At 38.8% G+C, this 19,231-nt stretch carries 18 protein-coding genes and 1 tRNA gene; 10 read left to right on the top strand and 9 right to left on the bottom strand.

All coding sequences use genetic code 11. The annotated features are described in order from the left end of the window. Window positions 1-29 precede the first annotated feature (29 nt). Window positions 30-1,253 (top strand): 2-oxoglutarate dehydrogenase complex dihydrolipoyllysine-residue succinyltransferase, encoded by a 1,224-nt coding sequence (odhB, locus tag H9565_RS07295; protein WP_215438554.1) that lies wholly within the window; start codon window positions 30-32, stop codon window positions 1,251-1,253. 101 nt (window positions 1,254-1,354) lie between these two features. Here odhB and H9565_RS07290 read toward each other — a convergent pair whose 3' ends face one another. After that, window positions 1,355-1,795 (bottom strand): retropepsin-like aspartic protease family protein, encoded by a 441-nt coding sequence (locus tag H9565_RS07290; protein ID WP_215438553.1) that lies wholly within the window; start codon window positions 1,793-1,795, stop codon window positions 1,355-1,357. Between the two features lie 37 nt (window positions 1,796-1,832). On the opposite strand from H9565_RS07290, the gene H9565_RS07285 reads away from it, so the two are divergent. The 8 genes from H9565_RS07285 (at window position 1,833) to H9565_RS07250 (ending at window position 7,241) form a co-directional block, all read left to right on the top strand. Next, window positions 1,833-2,600 carry a TatD family hydrolase gene (locus H9565_RS07285; RefSeq protein ID WP_215438552.1) on the top strand — a complete coding sequence of 256 codons (768 nt, stop codon included), beginning with the start codon at window positions 1,833-1,835 and terminating at the stop codon, window positions 2,598-2,600. 40 nt (window positions 2,601-2,640) lie between these two features. Continuing rightward, window positions 2,641-3,675, top strand: a complete 1,035-nt coding sequence (locus tag H9565_RS07280) for an asparaginase (RefSeq protein WP_215438551.1) — start codon at window positions 2,641-2,643, stop codon at window positions 3,673-3,675. Between the two features lie 111 nt (window positions 3,676-3,786). Next, window positions 3,787-3,874: transfer RNA gene (locus H9565_RS07275), tRNA-Ser, on the top strand. A 244-nt stretch (window positions 3,875-4,118) separates the two neighbouring features. Then, window positions 4,119-4,865, top strand: a complete 747-nt coding sequence (locus H9565_RS07270) for a MotA/TolQ/ExbB proton channel family protein (RefSeq protein WP_215438550.1) — start codon at window positions 4,119-4,121, stop codon at window positions 4,863-4,865. A gap of 24 nt (window positions 4,866-4,889) precedes the next feature. Beyond that, entirely contained in the window at window positions 4,890-5,330 is a 441-nt protein-coding gene (locus tag H9565_RS07265) for a hypothetical protein (RefSeq protein ID WP_215438549.1), read from the top strand. A gap of 15 nt (window positions 5,331-5,345) precedes the next feature. Further along, entirely contained in the window at window positions 5,346-5,972 is a 627-nt protein-coding gene (locus tag H9565_RS07260; RefSeq protein ID WP_215438548.1) for an ExbD/TolR family protein, read from the top strand. 23 nt (window positions 5,973-5,995) lie between these two features. After that, window positions 5,996-6,478, top strand: coding sequence for an ExbD/TolR family protein (locus H9565_RS07255; protein ID WP_215438547.1), 483 nt, complete (start codon window positions 5,996-5,998; stop codon window positions 6,476-6,478). Between the two features lie 73 nt (window positions 6,479-6,551). Next, window positions 6,552-7,241 (top strand): porin family protein, encoded by a 690-nt coding sequence (locus H9565_RS07250; RefSeq protein ID WP_215438546.1) that lies wholly within the window; start codon window positions 6,552-6,554, stop codon window positions 7,239-7,241. A gap of 8 nt (window positions 7,242-7,249) precedes the next feature. Here H9565_RS07250 and H9565_RS07245 read toward each other — a convergent pair whose 3' ends face one another. The 6 genes from H9565_RS07245 to pyrH form a co-directional block, all read right to left on the bottom strand. Then, the gene (locus H9565_RS07245; protein WP_215438545.1) at window positions 7,250-7,855 is read right to left on the bottom strand and encodes a hypothetical protein; all 606 of its coding nucleotides are present in this window, start codon (window positions 7,853-7,855) and stop codon (window positions 7,250-7,252) included. Continuing rightward, complete coding sequence (rpoN, locus tag H9565_RS07240; protein WP_215438544.1) at window positions 7,855-9,315, bottom strand: RNA polymerase factor sigma-54; 1,461 nt, start codon at window positions 9,313-9,315, stop codon at window positions 7,855-7,857. The genes H9565_RS07245 and rpoN overlap by 1 nt, the downstream gene beginning before the upstream one ends. Window positions 9,316-9,357: 42 nt before the next feature. Next, the gene (asnS, locus tag H9565_RS07235) at window positions 9,358-10,791 is read right to left on the bottom strand and encodes an asparagine--tRNA ligase (protein ID WP_215438543.1); all 1,434 of its coding nucleotides are present in this window, start codon (window positions 10,789-10,791) and stop codon (window positions 9,358-9,360) included. A gap of 77 nt (window positions 10,792-10,868) precedes the next feature. Beyond that, window positions 10,869-13,265 (bottom strand): efflux RND transporter permease subunit, encoded by a 2,397-nt coding sequence (locus tag H9565_RS07230; RefSeq protein ID WP_215438542.1) that lies wholly within the window; start codon window positions 13,263-13,265, stop codon window positions 10,869-10,871. A gap of 136 nt (window positions 13,266-13,401) precedes the next feature. Further along, the gene (gene frr, locus H9565_RS07225; protein ID WP_215438541.1) at window positions 13,402-13,959 is read right to left on the bottom strand and encodes a ribosome recycling factor; all 558 of its coding nucleotides are present in this window, start codon (window positions 13,957-13,959) and stop codon (window positions 13,402-13,404) included. Window positions 13,960-14,001: 42 nt separating this feature from the next. Beyond that, the gene (gene pyrH / locus H9565_RS07220; RefSeq protein ID WP_215438540.1) at window positions 14,002-14,709 is read right to left on the bottom strand and encodes a UMP kinase; all 708 of its coding nucleotides are present in this window, start codon (window positions 14,707-14,709) and stop codon (window positions 14,002-14,004) included. Between the two features lie 179 nt (window positions 14,710-14,888). Between pyrH and H9565_RS07215 the strand changes: the two genes are divergently transcribed. Next, entirely contained in the window at window positions 14,889-16,760 is a 1,872-nt protein-coding gene (locus tag H9565_RS07215) for a M61 family metallopeptidase (RefSeq protein WP_215438539.1), read from the top strand. A gap of 196 nt (window positions 16,761-16,956) precedes the next feature. On the opposite strand, the gene tsf is transcribed toward H9565_RS07215, so the two are convergent. Next, complete coding sequence (gene tsf, locus H9565_RS07210) at window positions 16,957-17,922, bottom strand: translation elongation factor Ts (RefSeq protein ID WP_215438538.1); 966 nt, start codon at window positions 17,920-17,922, stop codon at window positions 16,957-16,959. A 104-nt stretch (window positions 17,923-18,026) separates the two neighbouring features. After that, window positions 18,027-19,088, bottom strand: coding sequence for a 30S ribosomal protein S2 (gene rpsB / locus H9565_RS07205; protein WP_215438537.1), 1,062 nt, complete (start codon window positions 19,086-19,088; stop codon window positions 18,027-18,029). Window positions 19,089-19,231 lie beyond the last annotated feature (143 nt).

Genomic DNA, 19,231 nt, shown 5'->3' with positions numbered 1-19,231 from the left:
GTAAAGATAACACAGCAAATAAGTATAGCATGATATTAGAAATGAAAGTCCCATCTCCGGGTGAATCTATCACCGAAGTAGAAATTGCGGAATGGTTGGTAGAAGATGGTGATTACGTTGAAAAAGACCAGGCCATTGCCGAGGTGGATTCAGACAAGGCTACATTAGAACTTCCTGCTGAAGAAAGTGGGGTTATTACGCTAAAGGCCGAAGTTGGTGATGCTGTTGCCGTTGGTGCCGTAGTTTGTTTAATTGATACAGATGCTGCAAAACCGGAAGGGGCTGCTGCGGAAAAGGATTTAGCTGAAGATAAAAAAGCGGAGCCTAAAAAGGAAGAGGCAAAAGCGCCGCAACCTGCACAGGCAAAAGAAACGTATGCTTCAGGAGTAGCTTCTCCTGCTGCTAGAAAAATATTGAGTGAAAAAGGTATCGATTCTTCTGCTGTAAAAGGAAGTGGAAAAGATGGGCGTATTACTAAGGATGATGCTGTAAATGCTGTTCCTTCTATGGGTACACCTACCGGGGGAAGTAGGGGGGAGACGCGTTCAAAACTGTCTATGCTGCGTAGAAAAGTTGCGGAGCGTTTGGTTTCCGCTAAGAACGAAACAGCAATGCTTACCACCTTTAACGAGGTTGATATGTCTGCTATTTTTGAACTTAGAAAGCAATATAAGGATGATTTTAAAGCCAAGCATGGTGTAGGTTTAGGTTTTATGTCCTTTTTTACAAGAGCCGTAGTTCGTGCATTGGAAATGTACCCGGCGGTAAATTCAATGATAGATGGGAAGGAAATGGTTTCCTATGATTTCTGTGATATTAGTATTGCGGTTTCAGGTCCCAAAGGATTAATGGTTCCGGTAATTAGAAATGCAGAGAACCTTACTTTTAGGGGGGTTGAAGCAGAAGTAAAAAGATTGGCTATTCGTGCCCGTGAAGGTGAAATCACTGTAGATGAAATGACCGGAGGTACATTCACCATTACTAATGGAGGTGTTTTTGGGTCAATGTTGTCCACGCCAATTATCAATCCACCTCAAAGCGCCATTTTAGGAATGCACAACATTGTGGAAAGACCTATTGTTAGAGATGGGGCTATTGCTATTGCGCCTATTATGTATGTGGCCGTATCTTATGACCACCGTATTATTGATGGAAAAGAATCTGTAGGATTCTTGGTAGCAATCAAGGAAGCATTGGAAAATCCAGAAGAATTATTAATGGATGGTAATGTTAAGAAGGCTTTGGAAATGTAGCAAATACTATTCCTTATAATATATAACCCTAAAACTCTTAAGTCTGTTAAAGAGTTTTAGGGTTTTTTCTTGTTGCGTAATTACGTTTTTGGGTACGTTGCCTACATTCTTAGATATACACAATATTTGTCATAATCAATGACTGCTTTTGCTTTCTTTAGGATATCTGCGCCTATGATTCCGTCTACCGGAAAACTGTTGTGTGCGGTTAGGGCTTGGTTTACATGAACTAAATCAAAAAGTACAATTTTTAATGTTTTCGCTTTCCAGTTGCCTATTTGAATTTTGTTTTTGTCAGATATAAGGGTTTCCATATCCGTGGCTCCCGCTCCTGCGGCTTTAATTTCAGACGCTTCGGAGGCAAGTCCAAATTGCTTTATTTTATCAATGCCAATACAGGTGTTTGATGCTCCGGTGTCTAAAATGAATCTTCCGGTAATACCATTTATTTTGGCTGAAATTTCAAAGTGATCGGTTTTGGTGAGTTTTAACGGGATTTGGGTGTACTTTTTTTTTCGTAGGAATCTTTTCAAAGAGGACATGTATTCTTTTTGTCAAAGATAAGGCTATTTTTGCAGCATGATACTAACGGATACCCATACGCATTTATACAGTGAAGCTTTTGATGAGGATAGGGAAATTGCTATTGATAGGGCAATTGCCATTGGTGTAAAACGGTTTTTTATACCAGCTATTGATTCAACTTATACAAGTGCTATGTTGGCGCTAGAGAAATCATACCCGGAACATATTTTTTTGATGATGGGCTTGCATCCAACTCATGTAAAAGAGAATTACAAGGAAGAGTTGGGCCATGTAGAGGAGATGCTTGAGCAACGTAATTTTTATGCCGTTGGTGAAATTGGCATTGATTTGTTTTGGGATAAAACCTTTTTAAAGGAGCAACAAAACGCTTTTAGGGCGCAGATTCAGTTGGCAAAAAAGTATAAATTGCCCATTGTTATCCATTGTCGTGATGCTTTTGATGAGGTTTTTGCGGTTTTGGAGAGTGAGAAAGGAGATGATTTGCATGGAATTTTCCATTGTTTTACGGGGAATTTGGAACAGGCCCAGAAAGCAATATCCTACAATATGAAGCTGGGTATTGGTGGTGTGGTTACCTTCAAAAATGGAAAAATAGATACGTTTTTGGCTGAAATTCCCCTGGAGCACATCGTTTTGGAGACCGATTCGCCTTACCTGGCTCCGGTACCTTATCGTGGAAAACGAAACGAAAGTGCATACCTTATGAACGTGCTTGAAAAACTGGCCGATGTTTATAATGTGTCTACGGAGCTAATAGCAGATGTCACCACAGAAAATTCAAAGCAGGTATTTGGGGTCTAAAACGTCCTGTTTATTCAGTTTAAAAATAAATATGTAGGGTTTGGGAGATAAAAGTAACATCCTTTTAATATACACGGGCGGTACTATAGGTATGGTCAAGGATTATGAGTCGGGGGCGCTTAAGGCATTTAATTTTGATAAATTACTAAAGAATATACCCGAGTTAAAGCAGTTGGATTGTACCATTGATTCCGTTTCTTTTGAGGAACCGATAGATTCTTCCAATATGAACCCAAAGCATTGGGCAGAGATAGCTTCTATTGTAGAGGGTCATTATGATTCCCATGATGGGTTTGTGGTACTTCATGGTAGTGATACTATGAGTTATACAGCTTCTGCATTAAGTTTTATGTTGGAAAATTTGGCCAAGCCGGTCATTTTTACCGGATCGCAATTGCCCATTGGGGATTTGCGGACAGATGCAAAGGAAAATTTGATTACGTCCATTCAAATAGCGGCTTTGCAGCGAAACAAAAGGCCTGTAGTGCAAGAGGTAGGCCTTTATTTTGAATATAAATTGTACAGGGCCAATCGTACCACCAAAATAAATGCGGAGCATTTTCAGGCGTTCGCATCATTAAATTACCCTGAATTGATTGAGTCCGGTGTTCATTTAAAGGTAAGTGAAGAATATTTGCTACCTTATGTGAGGCGCAAAAGGTTCAAGGTCCATAAAAATATGGATACCAATGTTGTGGTTTTGAAGCTTTTTCCAGGTATTGGGTCTGCTGTTTTGGAAAGTGTGGTGGCTATTCCGGGATTAAAAGGTTTAATTTTGGAAACATATGGAGCCGGAAATGCGCCAAATGAGCCTTGGGTCATAGATATTTTAGAAAAGGCAAAAGAAAATAATATTCATATTGTAAATGTTACACAATGCTCGGGAGGTAGTGTTTCTATGGGGCGTTATGAAACAAGTAAACAGTTGGAGCGGCTGCAAGTTATTAATGGTAAAGACATTACGACCGAAGCTGCAATTGCCAAGTTAATGTACCTTTTGGGTAATAATGTATCGCCAAAATTGTTCAAGAGTATATTTGAGACTTCGCTACGTGGAGAGATTCAAGAAAATTAATAGTTTTAATTTCATCAACTAATATTTTTTTTGTTATTTGGGCACCCCTTAAAAAGGGTGATCTTGTCTGGTCTGTTTTTGTAAAAAGGTAGAAAAGGACAGGTTTAAAATAGAGAGGTGGCCGAGTGGTCGAAGGCGCACGCCTGGAAAGTGTGTATACACCAAAAGTGTATCGAGGGTTCGAATCCCTTCCTCTCTGCAGAACAAAAAGATTTTTCAGTTTAAATTAGTTTGAACTGGAAATATTTGTAAGTTTAATTTTTATATGCAAAATGGAGGTCTATGCTTGATTCGTTCGGGCACGGACACGGGTATGAAAACCTGTTTCAATGTCTTGCTCAGTATTTGGCAACCACTTCCCCGATGCAACGAAGTTTTACTTTTTTTATTGTGATTTTTTTTTATCTTTAACCCTATTAAATAACTAATTTAAGTTTGAACAAATGAAAAAATTATCCTCTATCCTAGCCGTGGGCGGGTTGTTTGTAATGAGTACAAATACTGTTAATGCAATGGCTAATACAGCAATGATGCTGCAAGATGCCCCGGCTGAAGCTGAAAAAGGTTTCACCCAAGTGTTGAAAGAAATGTTTATACAAGGTGGTGCCGGCTTTATGGGTATTGTTCTTTTGTGTTTGATTCTTGGTCTTGCGGTAGCGATCGAAAGAATCATCTATTTGAACATGGCAACTACAAATACTGCCAAACTAAGACAACAAGTAGAAGATGCATTGGCATCGGGTGGTGTTGAAGCTGCTAAAGAAGTTTGTAGAAACACTAAAGGACCTGTTGCTTCCATTTACTACCAGGGTTTGGATAGAGCTGGAGAAAGTGTAGAGTCTGCTGAAAAAGCTGTTGTAGCTTATGGTGGTGTTCAAATGGGTCAATTGGAGAAAAACGTTTCTTGGTTGTCTTTATTTATCGCTATTGCTCCAATGCTTGGTTTCATGGGTACGGTAATTGGTATGATTCAGGCCTTCCAGAAAATTAGTGCTGTTGGTAACTTAAGTGCATCTCTTATTGCAGGTGATATCCAGGTAGCATTATTAACAACGGTATTTGGTCTTATTACTGCTATTATCCTTCAAATTTTCTATAACTATATCATTGCAAAAATTGATAGTATCGTTAATGATATGGAAGATTCATCTATCGTTTTGATAGATATGTTGGTGGATCACAAAAAATAAGTCGCACACGTAATACCTTAAATTATGCACAAAATTGTAAAGATTATATTGGTTGTTGTGGGCTTGATAGGCGCTGCCTTGTGGTTCATGCTTCCAGAGTCTGAAATGCCGGCTGCCGAGGCTGTCGACAACGGAGCTCTTAATGCAATGTTCGCTATTACATGGTTGCTATTAGGCATAGCGGTAGTGTTCAGTCTTGTATTTGCTCTTAAAAACCTATTTTCTAATCCAGCTAATTTGAAGAAAACACTATTTGTAGTTGTTGGATTCCTTTTGGTTGTTGGGATTGGCTTTGTAATGGCTAGCGGAACAGATGTTAGCATTGAAAAAATGGCCGAAAGAGGTATAGTTACCGATGAATCTGAAATAAAGCAAATCGGAGCGGGCATAAATGTATTTTTCATATTAACTCTTGTAGCTATAGGATCTATGCTTTGGGGTGGTGTGAGAAAAATGATTAAATAAATAAAGAACTAAATTATGTCTAGAAGAGGAGGACCAGCAGAGGTAAACGCCGGATCAATGGCAGACATAGCATTCTTGCTACTAATATTTTTCTTGGTTACCACAACCATTGAAACGGATGCAGGTTTGGATCGTATGTTGCCACCTATTGAGCCGCCTACGGAAGAGCCACCGGTAATTAAGGAAAAGAACATCTTTACCGTTAACATAAACCGTAATGGTCAATTGTTAGTAGAAGATGAGCTTACCGATATTAAAAAGTTAAGAGAAAAGGCTGTTGCTTTCTTGGACAACGGCGGTGCACCATCAGGTTCTCCTGAATATTGTAGTTACTGCCAAGGAAAGAGGCTCGCTGAGTCATCTGATAACCCGGCAAAAGCTATTATTTCTTTAAAGAACGATCGTGAGACAAAGTATAGCACTTATATAACGGTTCAAAACGAATTGGTAGGGGCTTACAACGATTTAAGAAACCGTGAGGCTCAACGTCTTTATAAGAGAGATTTTACTGATATGGAAGCTGAATATTTGAATCCAGAAACTGATTCCGGTAGAAAAGAGGATCTAAAGGAGAAGGTTAAAAGGATACAAGATTTATTTCCACAGAAGTTGTCTGAGGCAGAGACCGGATCATCCAATTAATTAAGAGTATAAAAGAATAATATATGTCAAAGTTTAAAAAGAAAAAGGACGGAGGTTTACCAGCGGTAAATACTGCTGCGTTACCTGATATTGTATTTATGCTTTTATTCTTTTTTATGACCGTAACGGTTATGAAAGATAACACATTGAAAGTAGAGAATACTTTGCCTAACGCTAGTGAGACCAAGAAATTGGAAAAGAAGGACCGGGTAATATATATTTACGTAGGTGAGCCAACGTCTCAGTATGTAGCTCAATTTGGAAAGGAAGCTAGAATTCAATTGAACGATAAGTTTTCTTCTCCTTCTGATGTAGGTGATTATATTCTACAAGAAAGAGCAAAGAAGCCACAGGAACTTCAAAATGTTTTGACAACGGCTTTAAAAGTAGATAAGAATGCTAACATGGGTTTAATATCTGATATTAAACAACAGTTAAGAGAGGTAAATGCATTGAAAGTTAACTATACAACTTACGATGGAGATGCTTTTAATAACTTGCAGTAGCGTTTCTTAAACTTATATGACAAGCGCCTCAGAATTTTTTCTGAGGCGCTTTTTATTTGCTTAATTTTGAGTTATGATTCGTTATGTTGTTATTCTGTTTTTTATGTGCTGCTATGGCATGTATGGTCAAGTGGTAGGAGATTCAACAGTCGTTGATTCTAGATATTTTGAAGATCAATTTTACATTGGTATAACCTATAACTTTCTTTTAGATCAGCCAGAAGGTGTAAGTCAGCGAAACCTGTCTTATGGTCTGCAGGCGGGTTTTATAAAGGATATCCCTTTAAATCATAGTCGTACTACCGCGTTAGGGCTTGGGTTTGGTTATGGGGTATATTCCTATTATTCCAATCTTAAAGCAGAGGAAACAGCTTCGGGAATTTCGTATAGTATACTTGAGAGTGATAATGACTTTGAGCGTAATAAAATTGAAACTCATATGTTGGAGGTGCCTTTTGAGGTGCGTTGGAGAAACTCTACAGCCTCTGAGTATAAGTTTTGGAGGTTGTATGCTGGGATGAAATTTGGCTATGTTTTTGGTGGAAGGTCCAAGTTGGTGCCTGTGGATACTAGTAAAATATCTTTTTATAATGAAGATATTCGTGACTTTCAATATGGACTTACCTTAAACTTTGGATATAATACCTTTAACTTGCATGCCTATTATTCTTTAACTGGGGTTTTTAACGATAATGTGGTAGTAGGAAACGAGAGTTTAAATACCAAACCACTTAGAATAGGGCTTATTTTCTACATCTTATAGACCAAGTTTTAAAGCCAGAAGCGTATAATCATTAGCTGCGAAAGAAAGCCAACTAAAAATCCTAGTATTATCTCTGCTCTTGTGTGTGTCTTGAGATATAGTCTGGAAGTAGCTACCAGTCCCGTTAGCAATGTAAATATGCTCAGCCCTAAGGTTATGTTTACCTCAAAGTGAATGCTTAGTGCCGTTAGAAACATAACCAAGCTCCCCATACCCATGAGGTGCATACTTATTTTTAATTTAAAAAATAACGTAATTAGGGTGGTTAGAGACGCGATTATGAGTCCAACAAAGTAAAAGTGTAATTCAGCAATATTGGTGTTGGGAATAACCTTGTAAACCACGAATAGCAGTAAAGTAATGTGAATGTATATTGGGTATCTACGCTCCCTGGCAGATGACATAAAAATACTCGTTACCAAACCTAAATTCTTAAGTATAAAATAGACGATTATAGGAATGATTACCGTTAAGATAAATATGGGTAAGACATTCGCACTTTGAATGGCTATAGGGCTATATTTTGGCGTAATTAGAAAGTAGGCTAAAGTTCCTGCTACAGGAATGAACAATGGGTGAAAAACGTAGGATATAGCCTTTAAGAAAACCTTCATTAAATTTGTTTGCGCAATCGTGCTACAGGAATGTCTAGCTGCTCTCTATATTTGGCAACCGTTCTACGGGCTATAGGGTAGCCTTTTTCTTTTAATATCGCTGCTAATTTGTCGTCTGTAAGGGGTTTTTTCTTGGATTCTTCGCCAATAACCGTTTCAAGAATTTTCTTGATTTCCTTGGTAGAAACATCCTCACCTTGGTCGTTTTTCATTGACTCTGAGAAAAACTCTTTAATCAATTTGGTGCCGTAAGGGGTATCAACGTACTTGCTGTTCGCAACTCGGGATACGGTAGATACATCCATTTCTATTTCATCTGCAATATCCTTTAGTATCATTGGGCGAAGGTTGCGCTCGTCTCCGGTAAGAAAGTACTCGGATTGGTAGTGCATGATAGAGTTCATGGTAATGAAAAGCGTCTGTTGCCGTTGTCTAATGGCATCTATGAACCATTTGGCAGCGTCTAATTTTTGCTTAATGAATAGGACTGTATCTTTTTGCGATTTTGATTTTTTCTTAGCGTCTTTATAGCCTTTAAGCATGTTGTTGTATTCCCTAGAGACATGCAGCTCCGGTGCATTTCTGCCGTTAAGGGTAAGTTCTAGTTCCCCATCTACAATGCGAATGGAAAAATCGGGGACGACATGCTCTATCATCCTGTTGTTTCCGGAATAAGAGCCCCCAGGTTTTGGGTTTAGTTTCTCAATTTCGGAAATAGCATCTCTAAGTTGTTCTTCAGAAATATTGTACTTCTGAATAAGCTTCTTATAATGCTTTTTGGTGAACTGCTCAAAAGACTTTTCAAGAATAGTGATGGCGAGTTCAACACTTGGAGTAGTTTCTTTTCGTTTTAGTTGAATGATAAGGCATTCTTCAAGCGAACGGGCCGCAACGCCCGGAGGGTCTAGTTTTTGAACCAACTTTAAAACCTTTTCAATTGTTTCTTCGTCAGTATAGATATTCTGAGTGAAAGCTAGGTCGTCCGTAATATCGGCTATCGGTCTACGGATGTAGCCACTTTCATCTACACTCCCAACTAAAAATTCGGCAATACTCCATTCTTCATCATTTAAGTAAACCGTGTTAAGTTGGTTTAGTAAATATTGATTGAATGAAGTGCCCGCCGCGTAGGGGACGTTTTTTTCCTCGTCGTCCGAGCTATAGTTGTTGGCTTTGGTTCGGTAGTCCGGTATTTCATCATCACTTAAATAGTCATCAATATTGATGTCTTCCGCGGAAATGATTTCACTATCCGAATCTTCATTTTCGTAAGTGTCCGCAAACTCATCGTCCATTGCGTCTAAATCTTCCTTGCCGCTTTCCAATGCAGGGTTTTCCTCTAGCTCTTGCTTTAGTCGCTGTTCAAAAGCCTGAGTAGGCAACTGAATCAACTTCATTAGCTGTATCTGCTGAGGAGATAGCTTCTGCGATAATTTAAACTGTAAGTGTTGTTTTAGCATTTAGGACTAATATAGCTTGCCTTCTAAGATAACTATTTCTAACTAAAATTCTGCATTTTGGGGAGTTCGTGGAAAAGGAATTACATCACGAATATTACCCATGCCCGTAGCAAAAAGTACCAAACGCTCAAATCCAAGACCAAAACCACTATGAACGGCACTACCAAACTTTCTAAGGTCTAGATACCACCATAGTTCTTCCTCATCTATCCCTAGAGCGGCCATTTTTTCTTTTAGGACGTCTAGGCGCTCCTCACGTTGAGAACCACCTACAATTTCGCCAATTCCGGGAAAAAGTATATCCATGGCACGTACGGTCTTGCCATCTTCGTTTAAGCGCATGTAGAACGCTTTTATTTTGGCAGGATAATCAAATAAAATAACCGGGCACTTAAAATGTTTCTCTACCAAGAAACGTTCATGCTCACTTTGTAAATCGGCACCCCATTCGTTTATAGGATATTGGAATTTTTTCTTCTTGTTGGGTTTGCTGTTTCTTAGAATATCTATGGCTTCGGTATAACTTACGCGTTTGAAGCTGTTCTCCGATACAAATTTCAACTTTTCAATCAGCGGCATTTCACTTCGTTCTGCCTGTGGCTTAGTTTTTTCCTCGTCTAAAAGACGTTTTTCCAAAAATTCAAGGTCGTCTTGGCAGTTTTCCAAAACGTATTTTATAACGTTTTTTATAAAATCTTCGGCAAGATCCATGTTATCGTTAAGGTCAAAGAAAGCCATTTCCGGCTCTATCATCCAAAATTCTGCCAAATGTCTAGATGTGTTACTGTTCTCTGCGCGAAAAGTGGGGCCAAAAGTATATACCTTGCCCAATGCCATAGCATACGTTTCCGCTTCAAGCTGTCCGGAAACCGTTAAATTGGTTTCCTTTCCAAAGAAATCCTCTTTATAATTGATTTCGCCATCTTCGGTCAATGGTGGTTTCTTGCTATCTAGAGTTGTTACTTTAAACATTTCTCCCGCACCTTCGGCATCGGAACCTGTTATGATAGGTGCATGAAAATAGTTGAATCCGTTTTGTTGAAAATACTGGTGAATGGCAAAAGACAATGCGGAACGAACCCTCATTATGGCAGCAAACGTATTGGTACGTATGCGCAAATGTGCTTTTTCCCTCAAAAACTCTAATGAGTGCTTTTTAGGTTGAATAGGATAGGTTTCCGGGTCTGCGGCACCAAGAACGGCTAGGTCGCTTACCTGAATTTCAACTTTCTGGCCTTTTCCTTGACTTTCCACCAAAGTACCCGTAATCTTTACAGCTGCTCCGGTGTTAATTTGTTTTAAGACGCTCTCGTCAAACGATTCAAAATCTACAACACATTGCAGGTTGTTAATAGTAGACCCATCGTTCAGGGCTATAAAGCGATTGCTTCGGAATGCTTTTACCCATCCGTTTATAGTTACTTCTTGTAGTAAGAGGTTTTCTGAAAGTAGTTCTTTTACGCTATACGAGTTCATCTAAGTCACTTGAAAATTGAAGCGCAAAGATAAGTTTTTGAGAAAAGAATCAATACTTCTAACGGTTTAAATCAACCTCAATTTTTAGTTACATCGTCTTCGCCTTGCGGAAGAATGTCTATTTGAGGCTTTTTCAAGATTTTTTTACTCGCAATATTCCTTTCCAGAGACAATAATAGGGAAGGAAGGAGGATAAGGTTAGCTAACATAGCGAACATTAACGTGGCAGAAACTAAGGCGCCCAAAGCTACGGTTCCACCAAAGTTTGAAATGATAAAAACCGAAAACCCAAAGAAAAGTACGATGGATGTATAGAACATACTTACTCCAGTTTCACGTAAGGCCGCGTATACTGATTTTTTAATCTGCCATCTATTGGCTATCAGCTCTTGCCTGTATTTGGCCAAGAAGTGAATGGTGTCATCCACGGAAATACCAAAAGCAATGCTAAATACCAGTATGGTAGAAGGTTTGATGGGTACACCTACAAATCCCATAATACCGGCGGTCACGACCAACGGTAGTAGGTTTGGAATGAGTGAAATAACAATCATCCGGAACGACCTAAAAAGATAGGCCATAAATAAGGCAATCAAGAAAATCGCGAATGCTAGGGATAGAATTAGGTTTTTTACGAGATATTTTGTGCCTTTTAAGAATAGCAATGCGCTTCCCGTCATATAAACGTTATAGCGGTCTGCAGGGAAAAATTTATTGATATTCTCGTTTAGTCTTTCTTCAATTTGCTCCATGCGATCCGTTTTTACGTCTTGCATAAAGGTGGTGATACGCGCTGTTTGACCTGTGCTGTCCACAAAGTTTTTCAATAGGTTTCCATTTCCGTCGGAATTTTGGGCAACTTTCATTATAAAGTTGTTTTCCTGTGAAGTAGGTAACTGATAATATTTTGGAATACCATTGTAAAAGGCCTGTTTTGAATATTTGACCAAATTTACTACCGAGATGGGCTTTGAAAGTTCAGGGATTTCAGTAATTACCTCACTTAATTTGTCTATGCGTTTTAGGTTGGCCGGTTTTAAAACTCCTTTTGGCCTTTTTGTATCCACTACGATTTCAACGGGCATGATACCGTCAAACTCCTTTTCAAAAAAACGAATATCCTTAAAAAATTGAGCGTTTTTGGGCATGTCCTCTATAGGGCTTCCCGAAATTTCAATTTGATAGATTCCAATTATACTGGTAATAAGAAGAATCAAAGAAACGATGTAAACCGCAATTCTACGTTCCCTAACAATGCGTTCCATCCAATTTACAAAAGCATCTATCCAGCGCTTGTTAAGGTGTTTTAAGTGCCTTGTTTTAGGAAGCGATAAAAAGCTGTAAATAATGGGGATTATGAGTAGCGATAGTATAAATATACCAATGATGTTGATGGATGCTACAATACCAAATTCCTTAAGTAACTTACTGTCCGTTATAATGAACGTTGCAAAACCGGACGCAGTGGTCATATTGGTCATTAAAGTGGCGTTACCGATCTTGGATATAACGCGCTGTAGCGATAAGGCTTGGTTACCGTGTTTTTTGACTTCTTGCTGATATTTATTGATTAAGAAGATACAGTTAGGGATACCTATAACGATAATCAGCGGTGGGATTAAAGCGGTAAGAACCGTTATCTCATACTGTAAGAGGCCTAAAATACCAAAGGCCCACATTACCCCAATTATAACCACGCACATAGAAATGAAAGTTGCCCGGAAACTTCTAAAGAAGAAAAAGAAGATCAGTGAGGTAACACCTAGGGCGGCTAGGATAAATTTCCCAATTTCATCTATGATGTTTTGGGAGTTCATGGTCCTAATATAGGGCATACCTGAAACACGAACATCCAGTCCGGTCTCAGATTCAAAGTTTTCTATCAGGTGGTTAAGGTCTTCAAGGATAAAATCTTTTCGGACACTCGTATTTACAATATCCCCATCTAAGTTTGCTATAGTTCTGACCGTACCGCTTTCTTTGTTAAAGAGCAAGTTGTCATAGAAAGGTAGGTCGTTAAACAGGTGGTTTTTTATACTATCTATTTCTTTTTTGGTCTTAACCTTGGAGCTAATGAGCGGCTTAAGAACAAACTTTTGATTTTCGTTGTCCTTTTTTAGTTCTTGAAGATTATCTAAAGAGAGTACAAAATCTATCTCAGGAAATGCAGCAAGCTGTTTGCTGAATTTGTTCCATCTGTTTATGTTGGTAGGGGTAAAGAGGGTAGAATCGTGAATGGCAAAAACTATGGCGTTGCCTTCTTCACCAAACTGTTTAAGGAAATCACGATACTCCAAGTTAACAGGGTGGTCATCCGGAAGAAGGTTGGCCTGAGTGTTGCTGAAGCGCATATTCTTCCATTGCATACCCAAGAAAACCGTAAATGCAACGATTAAAATAAGTATCAAAATACGATTTCGGAGGATTATACTTGCTGTCTTCTCCCAAAAACCTTGTTTAAGTTTGGCTGCCATCGTTCGATTTTTCCGAGCGCAAAGGTATAGAATGATTAGGTCTGTTCCTAAAATGTAATATTTAATTAACGTATGGAGCTAAATTAAAAAAGCAGCCACTAAGGCTGCTTTTTTAATACTATTGGAAACCGGGAGGTTAAACCTTCATAATTTCCGCTTCTTTTACTACCAAAAAGGCATCTACCTTTTTTATGTACTTGTCTGTAAGTGCCTGAACATCAACTTCTGCGTTTTTCTGCAAGTCTTCGGAAACATCGCTCAAATCACGAATTTCCTTATTAGCATCTTGGCGAGCGCTGCGGATGCCTACTTTAGCATCTTCCGCTTCGGCTTTGGCCTGTTTTGTTAATTGAATTCTTCGTTCCTCGGTTAATGGCGGTACATTAATGATTACAAAGTCGCCATTGTTCATAGGGTTGAAGCCTAGGTTGGAGTTCATAATGGCTTTTTCAATTTCCTGTAACATATTCTTTTCCCAAGGTTGCACAGAAATAGTACGTCCATCGGGAGTATTTATGTTAGCTACTTGAGAAAGTGGTGTCTGAGAACCATAGTATTCTACCATTACAGAAGAAAGCATGGCCGGACTTGCCTTACCAGCTCGTATCTTCATAAACTCTTTTTCCAAATGCCTCATGGCAGCATCCATACTTTCCTTGGCGGAGTCTAGTATAAACTGTATATCTTCATTCATAATTCAAATATAATATAAGCGACAAATAAAACTAAATTAAGGCTAAAGATTTACAACAGTACCAATATTTTCGCCTTCTACTAATTTAATTAGGTTGCCCTTTTTGTTCATGTCAAAAACTACAATAGGCAGTTCGTTCTCTTGGCTTAACGTAAACGCAGTGGTGTCCATTACTTTGAGGCCTTTTAAAAGTACGTCTGCAAAAGAGATGGTGTCAAACTTGGTTGCGTTTTTGTCTTTTTCAGGGTCAGATGTATAGATGCCGTCTACACGGGTACCTTTTAGAATTACATCAGCCTCAATTTCTATAGCACGCAAAACGGCAGCGGAGTCAGTTGTGAAATAAGGGTTTCCCGTTCCGCCTCCAAAAATTACTACGCGGCCCTTTTCTAAGTGGCGCATGGCACGTCTTCTGATAAAAGGCTCGGCCACTTCGTTAATTTGAATGGCAGATTGTAGTCGCGTTTGTACGCCCTGCATTTCTAAGGCACTTTGCAGTGCAAGCCCGTTTATAACTGTAGCTAGCATGCCCATATGGTCGCCTTGTACCCGATCCATCCCGGTTGCGGCTCCAGTAAGTCCTCTAAAAATGTTTCCTCCACCAATTACTATGGCAATTTCTACACCTTTCTGTGCTACTTCTTTAATTTCTTCTGCATATTCGGCTAGACGTTTAGAGTCTATTCCGTATTGCTTTTCACCCATTAGGGCTTCACCGCTAAGTTTTAAGAGAATTCTTTTGTATTGCATGGCTAGTATTTCGTTGAGGCAAAAATAATCAAAAAATCTTAGGGTTGGTTTTTGAAGTGGTAGATAAAGCGAAGCTTAATTATTTCCTAATAATGGTGCAGGATTCTAGTAAATTTTATATCCTTGTAATCCTCTAAAAATAGGGGTATTACTTACATATGAGTGTTAAAATATATACGATGAGAAAATTAAGTTTACTGGCCGTAACTATATTATTGGCCGGTTGTGGGGCAACAAAGAATCTGCTTACTGCGGATAAGACTCCGGTTTTGGCGGTTTTGGATTTAAAGAACGTGGTTGATGATAAAGTTGCTGTTACGGTAGATGCTGGTGCTTTCACCACAGATGAAGTGTCTTTTTTTATACCAAAAACCGTTCCTGGTACCTACAGTACGGATAATTATGGCCAATATATTGAAGGCTTCAAGGCTTTGGATTACGATGGAAAGGAGCTGGCTTTCTCTAAAAAGGATGATAACACATGGACGATTTCCAACGGAAGAAACTTGGATAAAGTTACGTATTATGTAAATGACACCTACGATACGGAAGGGGAGGTAAAGGATAAGGTTTTTTCTCCTTCCGGAACAAATATTATAGCGGGTAAAACCTTTATGCTCAACCTACACGGTTTTGTTGGTTATTTTGGTGGACTTAAGGAGGTGCCTTATGAATTGTCTATTTCAAGGCCAGAAGCACTGCAGGCTACAACGTCTTTAACTCCCAAGAAACTGGAGTCTCCAGTTGCAAACGTTGATGTTTTTACGGCGGATAGGTATTTTGATGTAATTGACAACCCTATTCTTTATGCCAAACCAAATACGGAGACTTTTGAGATAAATGGTATAACGGTTACATTAAGTGTTTACTCTCCAAGCGGAATTTATTCTGCATTGAGCCTAAGAGATCGTATGGAGAAAATGATGGGAGCCCAGAAGACATTTTTGGGAGAGATCAATGGAACCAAAATTTATAACATCCTATTGTATTTGTCAACTATGGAAGCTGATGATGCTTCCGGTTTTGGGGCATTGGAGCACCATACCTCTACGGTGGTTGTTTTGCCTGAAGCAATGACAAAGGATAGATTGGAGCAGGCAATGGTAGATGTGGTTTCTCACGAGTTTTTTCACATCGTTACACCGTTAAATGTGCACTCCGAAGAGGTGCAATATTTTGACTTCAACGACCCTAAAATGTCTCAGCATTTATGGATGTACGAGGGAACCACGGAATACTTCGCCAATCTTTTTCAGATTCAACAAGGGCTTATTGATGAGGCGGATTTCTATGAGCGTATGATGGGTAAGATAAATAATGCAAAAGCTTATGATGATGATATGTCTTTTACCGAAATGAGTAAGAACATTCTGGTAGAGCCTTATGAAAAGAACTATGCGAATGTTTATGAAAAGGGTACTTTGATTAACATGGCGTTAGATATTCAATTGAGGGAGCTTAGTAATGGAGAGAAAGGTGTGTTATGGTTGATGAAGGAGTTAACTAAGAAGTATGGTAACAACACGCCGTTTAAAGATGATGAGCTTATAGATGAAATTGTAGCTATGACCTATCCTGAAATCCGTGTTTTTTTTGATACCCATGTTATTGGTAATACCCCGATTAATTACAACGATTACTTGAAAAAAGTTGGGTTAAAAACCGCTTTGGTTGAGCAGGAGACTGGATATTTTTTAGATGGGGATAATCCTTTTATTGATGTTGAGCAAGGCGATGAAAATGTAGTTTTTATACGAAAAGGAATACAGTTAAATAGCTTCTTTAATGACTTACAGACTCAGGGAGGCGATGTTATAAAGAGTATTAACGGTACGCCAATTACTTTAGCGTCCATAAGGTCTATTATAGGGCAGAGTTTTGCGTGGTCTCCGGATACTGAGATTAAAATGACGGTTAAACGAGGAGAAGAAGAATTTGAGTTAGAAGGTAAGGTTGGTAATCCAACTTTAAGTATTGAAACGATAACTCCAATTGCAGATGCTAGTGCAGATGCCGTTAAGCTAAGGGAGATTTGGATGAAAGGGAAATAAGGTGGTTTTTCAATAAGTATAAACAAAGAGCGCTACTTTCTCAGTAGCGCTCTTTTTGTTTTAAAACGGACTTTGTAATTGATGGGAAGTTGTCTGTAACTTTTGTTCGTGTAAAAGAGAAATAGATTGGGAAAAAAAGAAACCCGGTCTAACATCATTTGTTAGACCGGGTTTTATATAAGGTTTAATCTCTGATTTATCCTACTGTTGCACGCTTAAAGCCTGTAACATGAACATCTCCGTAAGATTCAACATACTTTGCAACGCTTATTTTTTCATCTTTAATGAAATTTTGATCTAATAAACATTGTTCTTGATCTAAAGTAGTGTTATCCGAAACAAATCTTTCCATTTTACCTGGAAGGATTTTATCCCAAATTTGCTCTGGTTTGCCTTCAGCTTTAAGTTGAGCTTTAGCATCTTCTTCTGCTTTGGCTATAACTTCATCAGTTAATTGAGACATTGAAATGAACTGAGGAACGTTTTTAAGGGTTTTACCTAAACGGCCTAATTCTTCATTGTCTTTTTCTATAACGGCAATTCTAGCTTCTGTTTCTGCAGCAACAAATGCAGGGTCAAAATCTTTGTAAGATAATGTAGTAGCTCCCATTGAAGCAACTTGCATAGAAAGGTCTTTTGCCAACACGTCAGCAGACTCTACTTTGGCGGATAGGCCAACTAAAGCAGCAATCTTGTTAATGTGAACATATGTTCCAACGTAAGGAGCCTCTAGTTTTTCAAAAGCAGTGATTTCTAGCTTTTCACCAATAACTCCTGTTTGCTCAACTAATTTATCGGCAACGCTCATTCCTCCAAAATCCGCATCTAAAAGAGCTTCTTTAGAGTCATAGTTTAAAGCTATTTCCGCAAGTTGGTTTGCTAAAGCTAGGAAGTTTTCGTTTTTTCCAACAAAATCAGTTTCACAACCTAGAACGATTGCTACACCAGCGGTTTGATCTGCATTCAATTTAGAAACAGCAGCACCTTCCGATGATTCTCTGTCGGCTCTTTTTGCGGCTACTTTTTGACCTTTCTTACGAAGAACGTCAATTGCCTTGTCAAAATCTCCATCAGCTTCAACCAAAGCGTTTTTGCAGTCCATCATTCCTGCGCCAGTTGCTTTTCTTAATTTGTTTACTTCTGCGGCTGTAATTTTTGCCATTTTCTGTGCTATTTTTCAATTTGCTCTAAGATAGAGTGTAATTTCAGCTCTATCTTAAAGCAAATGTTATGTTATTATTATTGTTTGCAATAAGGTGGCAGAACTTATTCTACGCCTCCTTTAACACTATCTTGCCATTCTTTAAGCTCGTCCCATTTACCATCAGCAGCCATTTGAGCTTGCTTTGGCCATGAAGTTGGGTCAAGGTGGGCCATTCTAGAGCTAGCCTCTGTAAGGATTTCCTTGATTTTTTCAGGGTCACCTTCGGCTAATTTAGCGTAAGAGTCAAAACCGGCGTTTACCAAAGCTTCGGCAGCTTTTGGTCCTACACCTTCAATTTTTGTAAGATCAACAGATTCTGTAGCAGCTGGAGCTTCTGCTTTAGGAGCTTCTGCTTTAGGAGCTTCTTTTGCTACTTCTTTCTTTGGTTGCTCTTTTTTGGTTTCTTCAGCACCTTCTTTACCTGATTGTTTTTCAGATTTACGCTCAGCAAGACCTTCTGCGATTGCATTGGTTACTTGAGTCATAATAATATCGATGGATTTTGAAGCATCATCGTTAGATGGAATCAAATAATCAACATCTCTTGGGTCTGAGTTTGTATCAACCATTGCAAAAATAGGAATGTTCAATTTTTGAGCTTCCTTAACGGCAATGTGCTCACGCATAGTATCAACAATGAACAATGCACCAGGTAGACGTGTCATGTCAGAAATAGAACCTAAGTTCTTTTCTAGTTTAGCACGAAGACGGTCTACTTGAAGACGCTCCTTTTTAGATAATGTCATGAACGTACCGTCTTTTTTCATACGATCGATAGATGCCATTTTCTTTACCGCTTTACGAATGGTAACGAAATTGGTCAACATACCACCGGGCCATCTTTCTGTGATGAAAGGCATGTTTACGTTCGCTACTTTCTCTGCAACAATGTCTTTAGCTTGTTTTTTTGTTGCAACGAAAAGAATTTTTCGTCCAGATGCAGCAATTTTTTGAAGAGCCTCGTTGGCTTCATCTAATTTTGCAACTGTTTTGTAAAGGTTGATAACGTGAATCCCGTTACGCTCCATGTAGATGTAGGGCGCCATGTTAGGGTTCCACTTTCGTGTAAGGTGGCCAAAATGCACACCAGCTTCCAATAATTGTTTTACTTCGACTTTCGCCATTTGAATTTAGTTTACGTTCTTTTGAATAGGCAATGCCTGAGTGGTATGTCTATAAATAGACAAGCCTCGAGCATTTAGATGCTAAACTAACGGTGCCTTTGAGCATGAGATGCTCTTGGGTCTCCCGAATAACTATCTTGTGA

The sequence above is a fragment of the Zobellia russellii genome (assembly GCF_018728565.1).
Lineage (GTDB): Bacteria > Bacteroidota > Bacteroidia > Flavobacteriales > Flavobacteriaceae > Zobellia > Zobellia russellii.
Note: the sequence above shows the minus strand (reverse complement) of the source record. Positions and strands in the feature narration are given on the sequence as shown.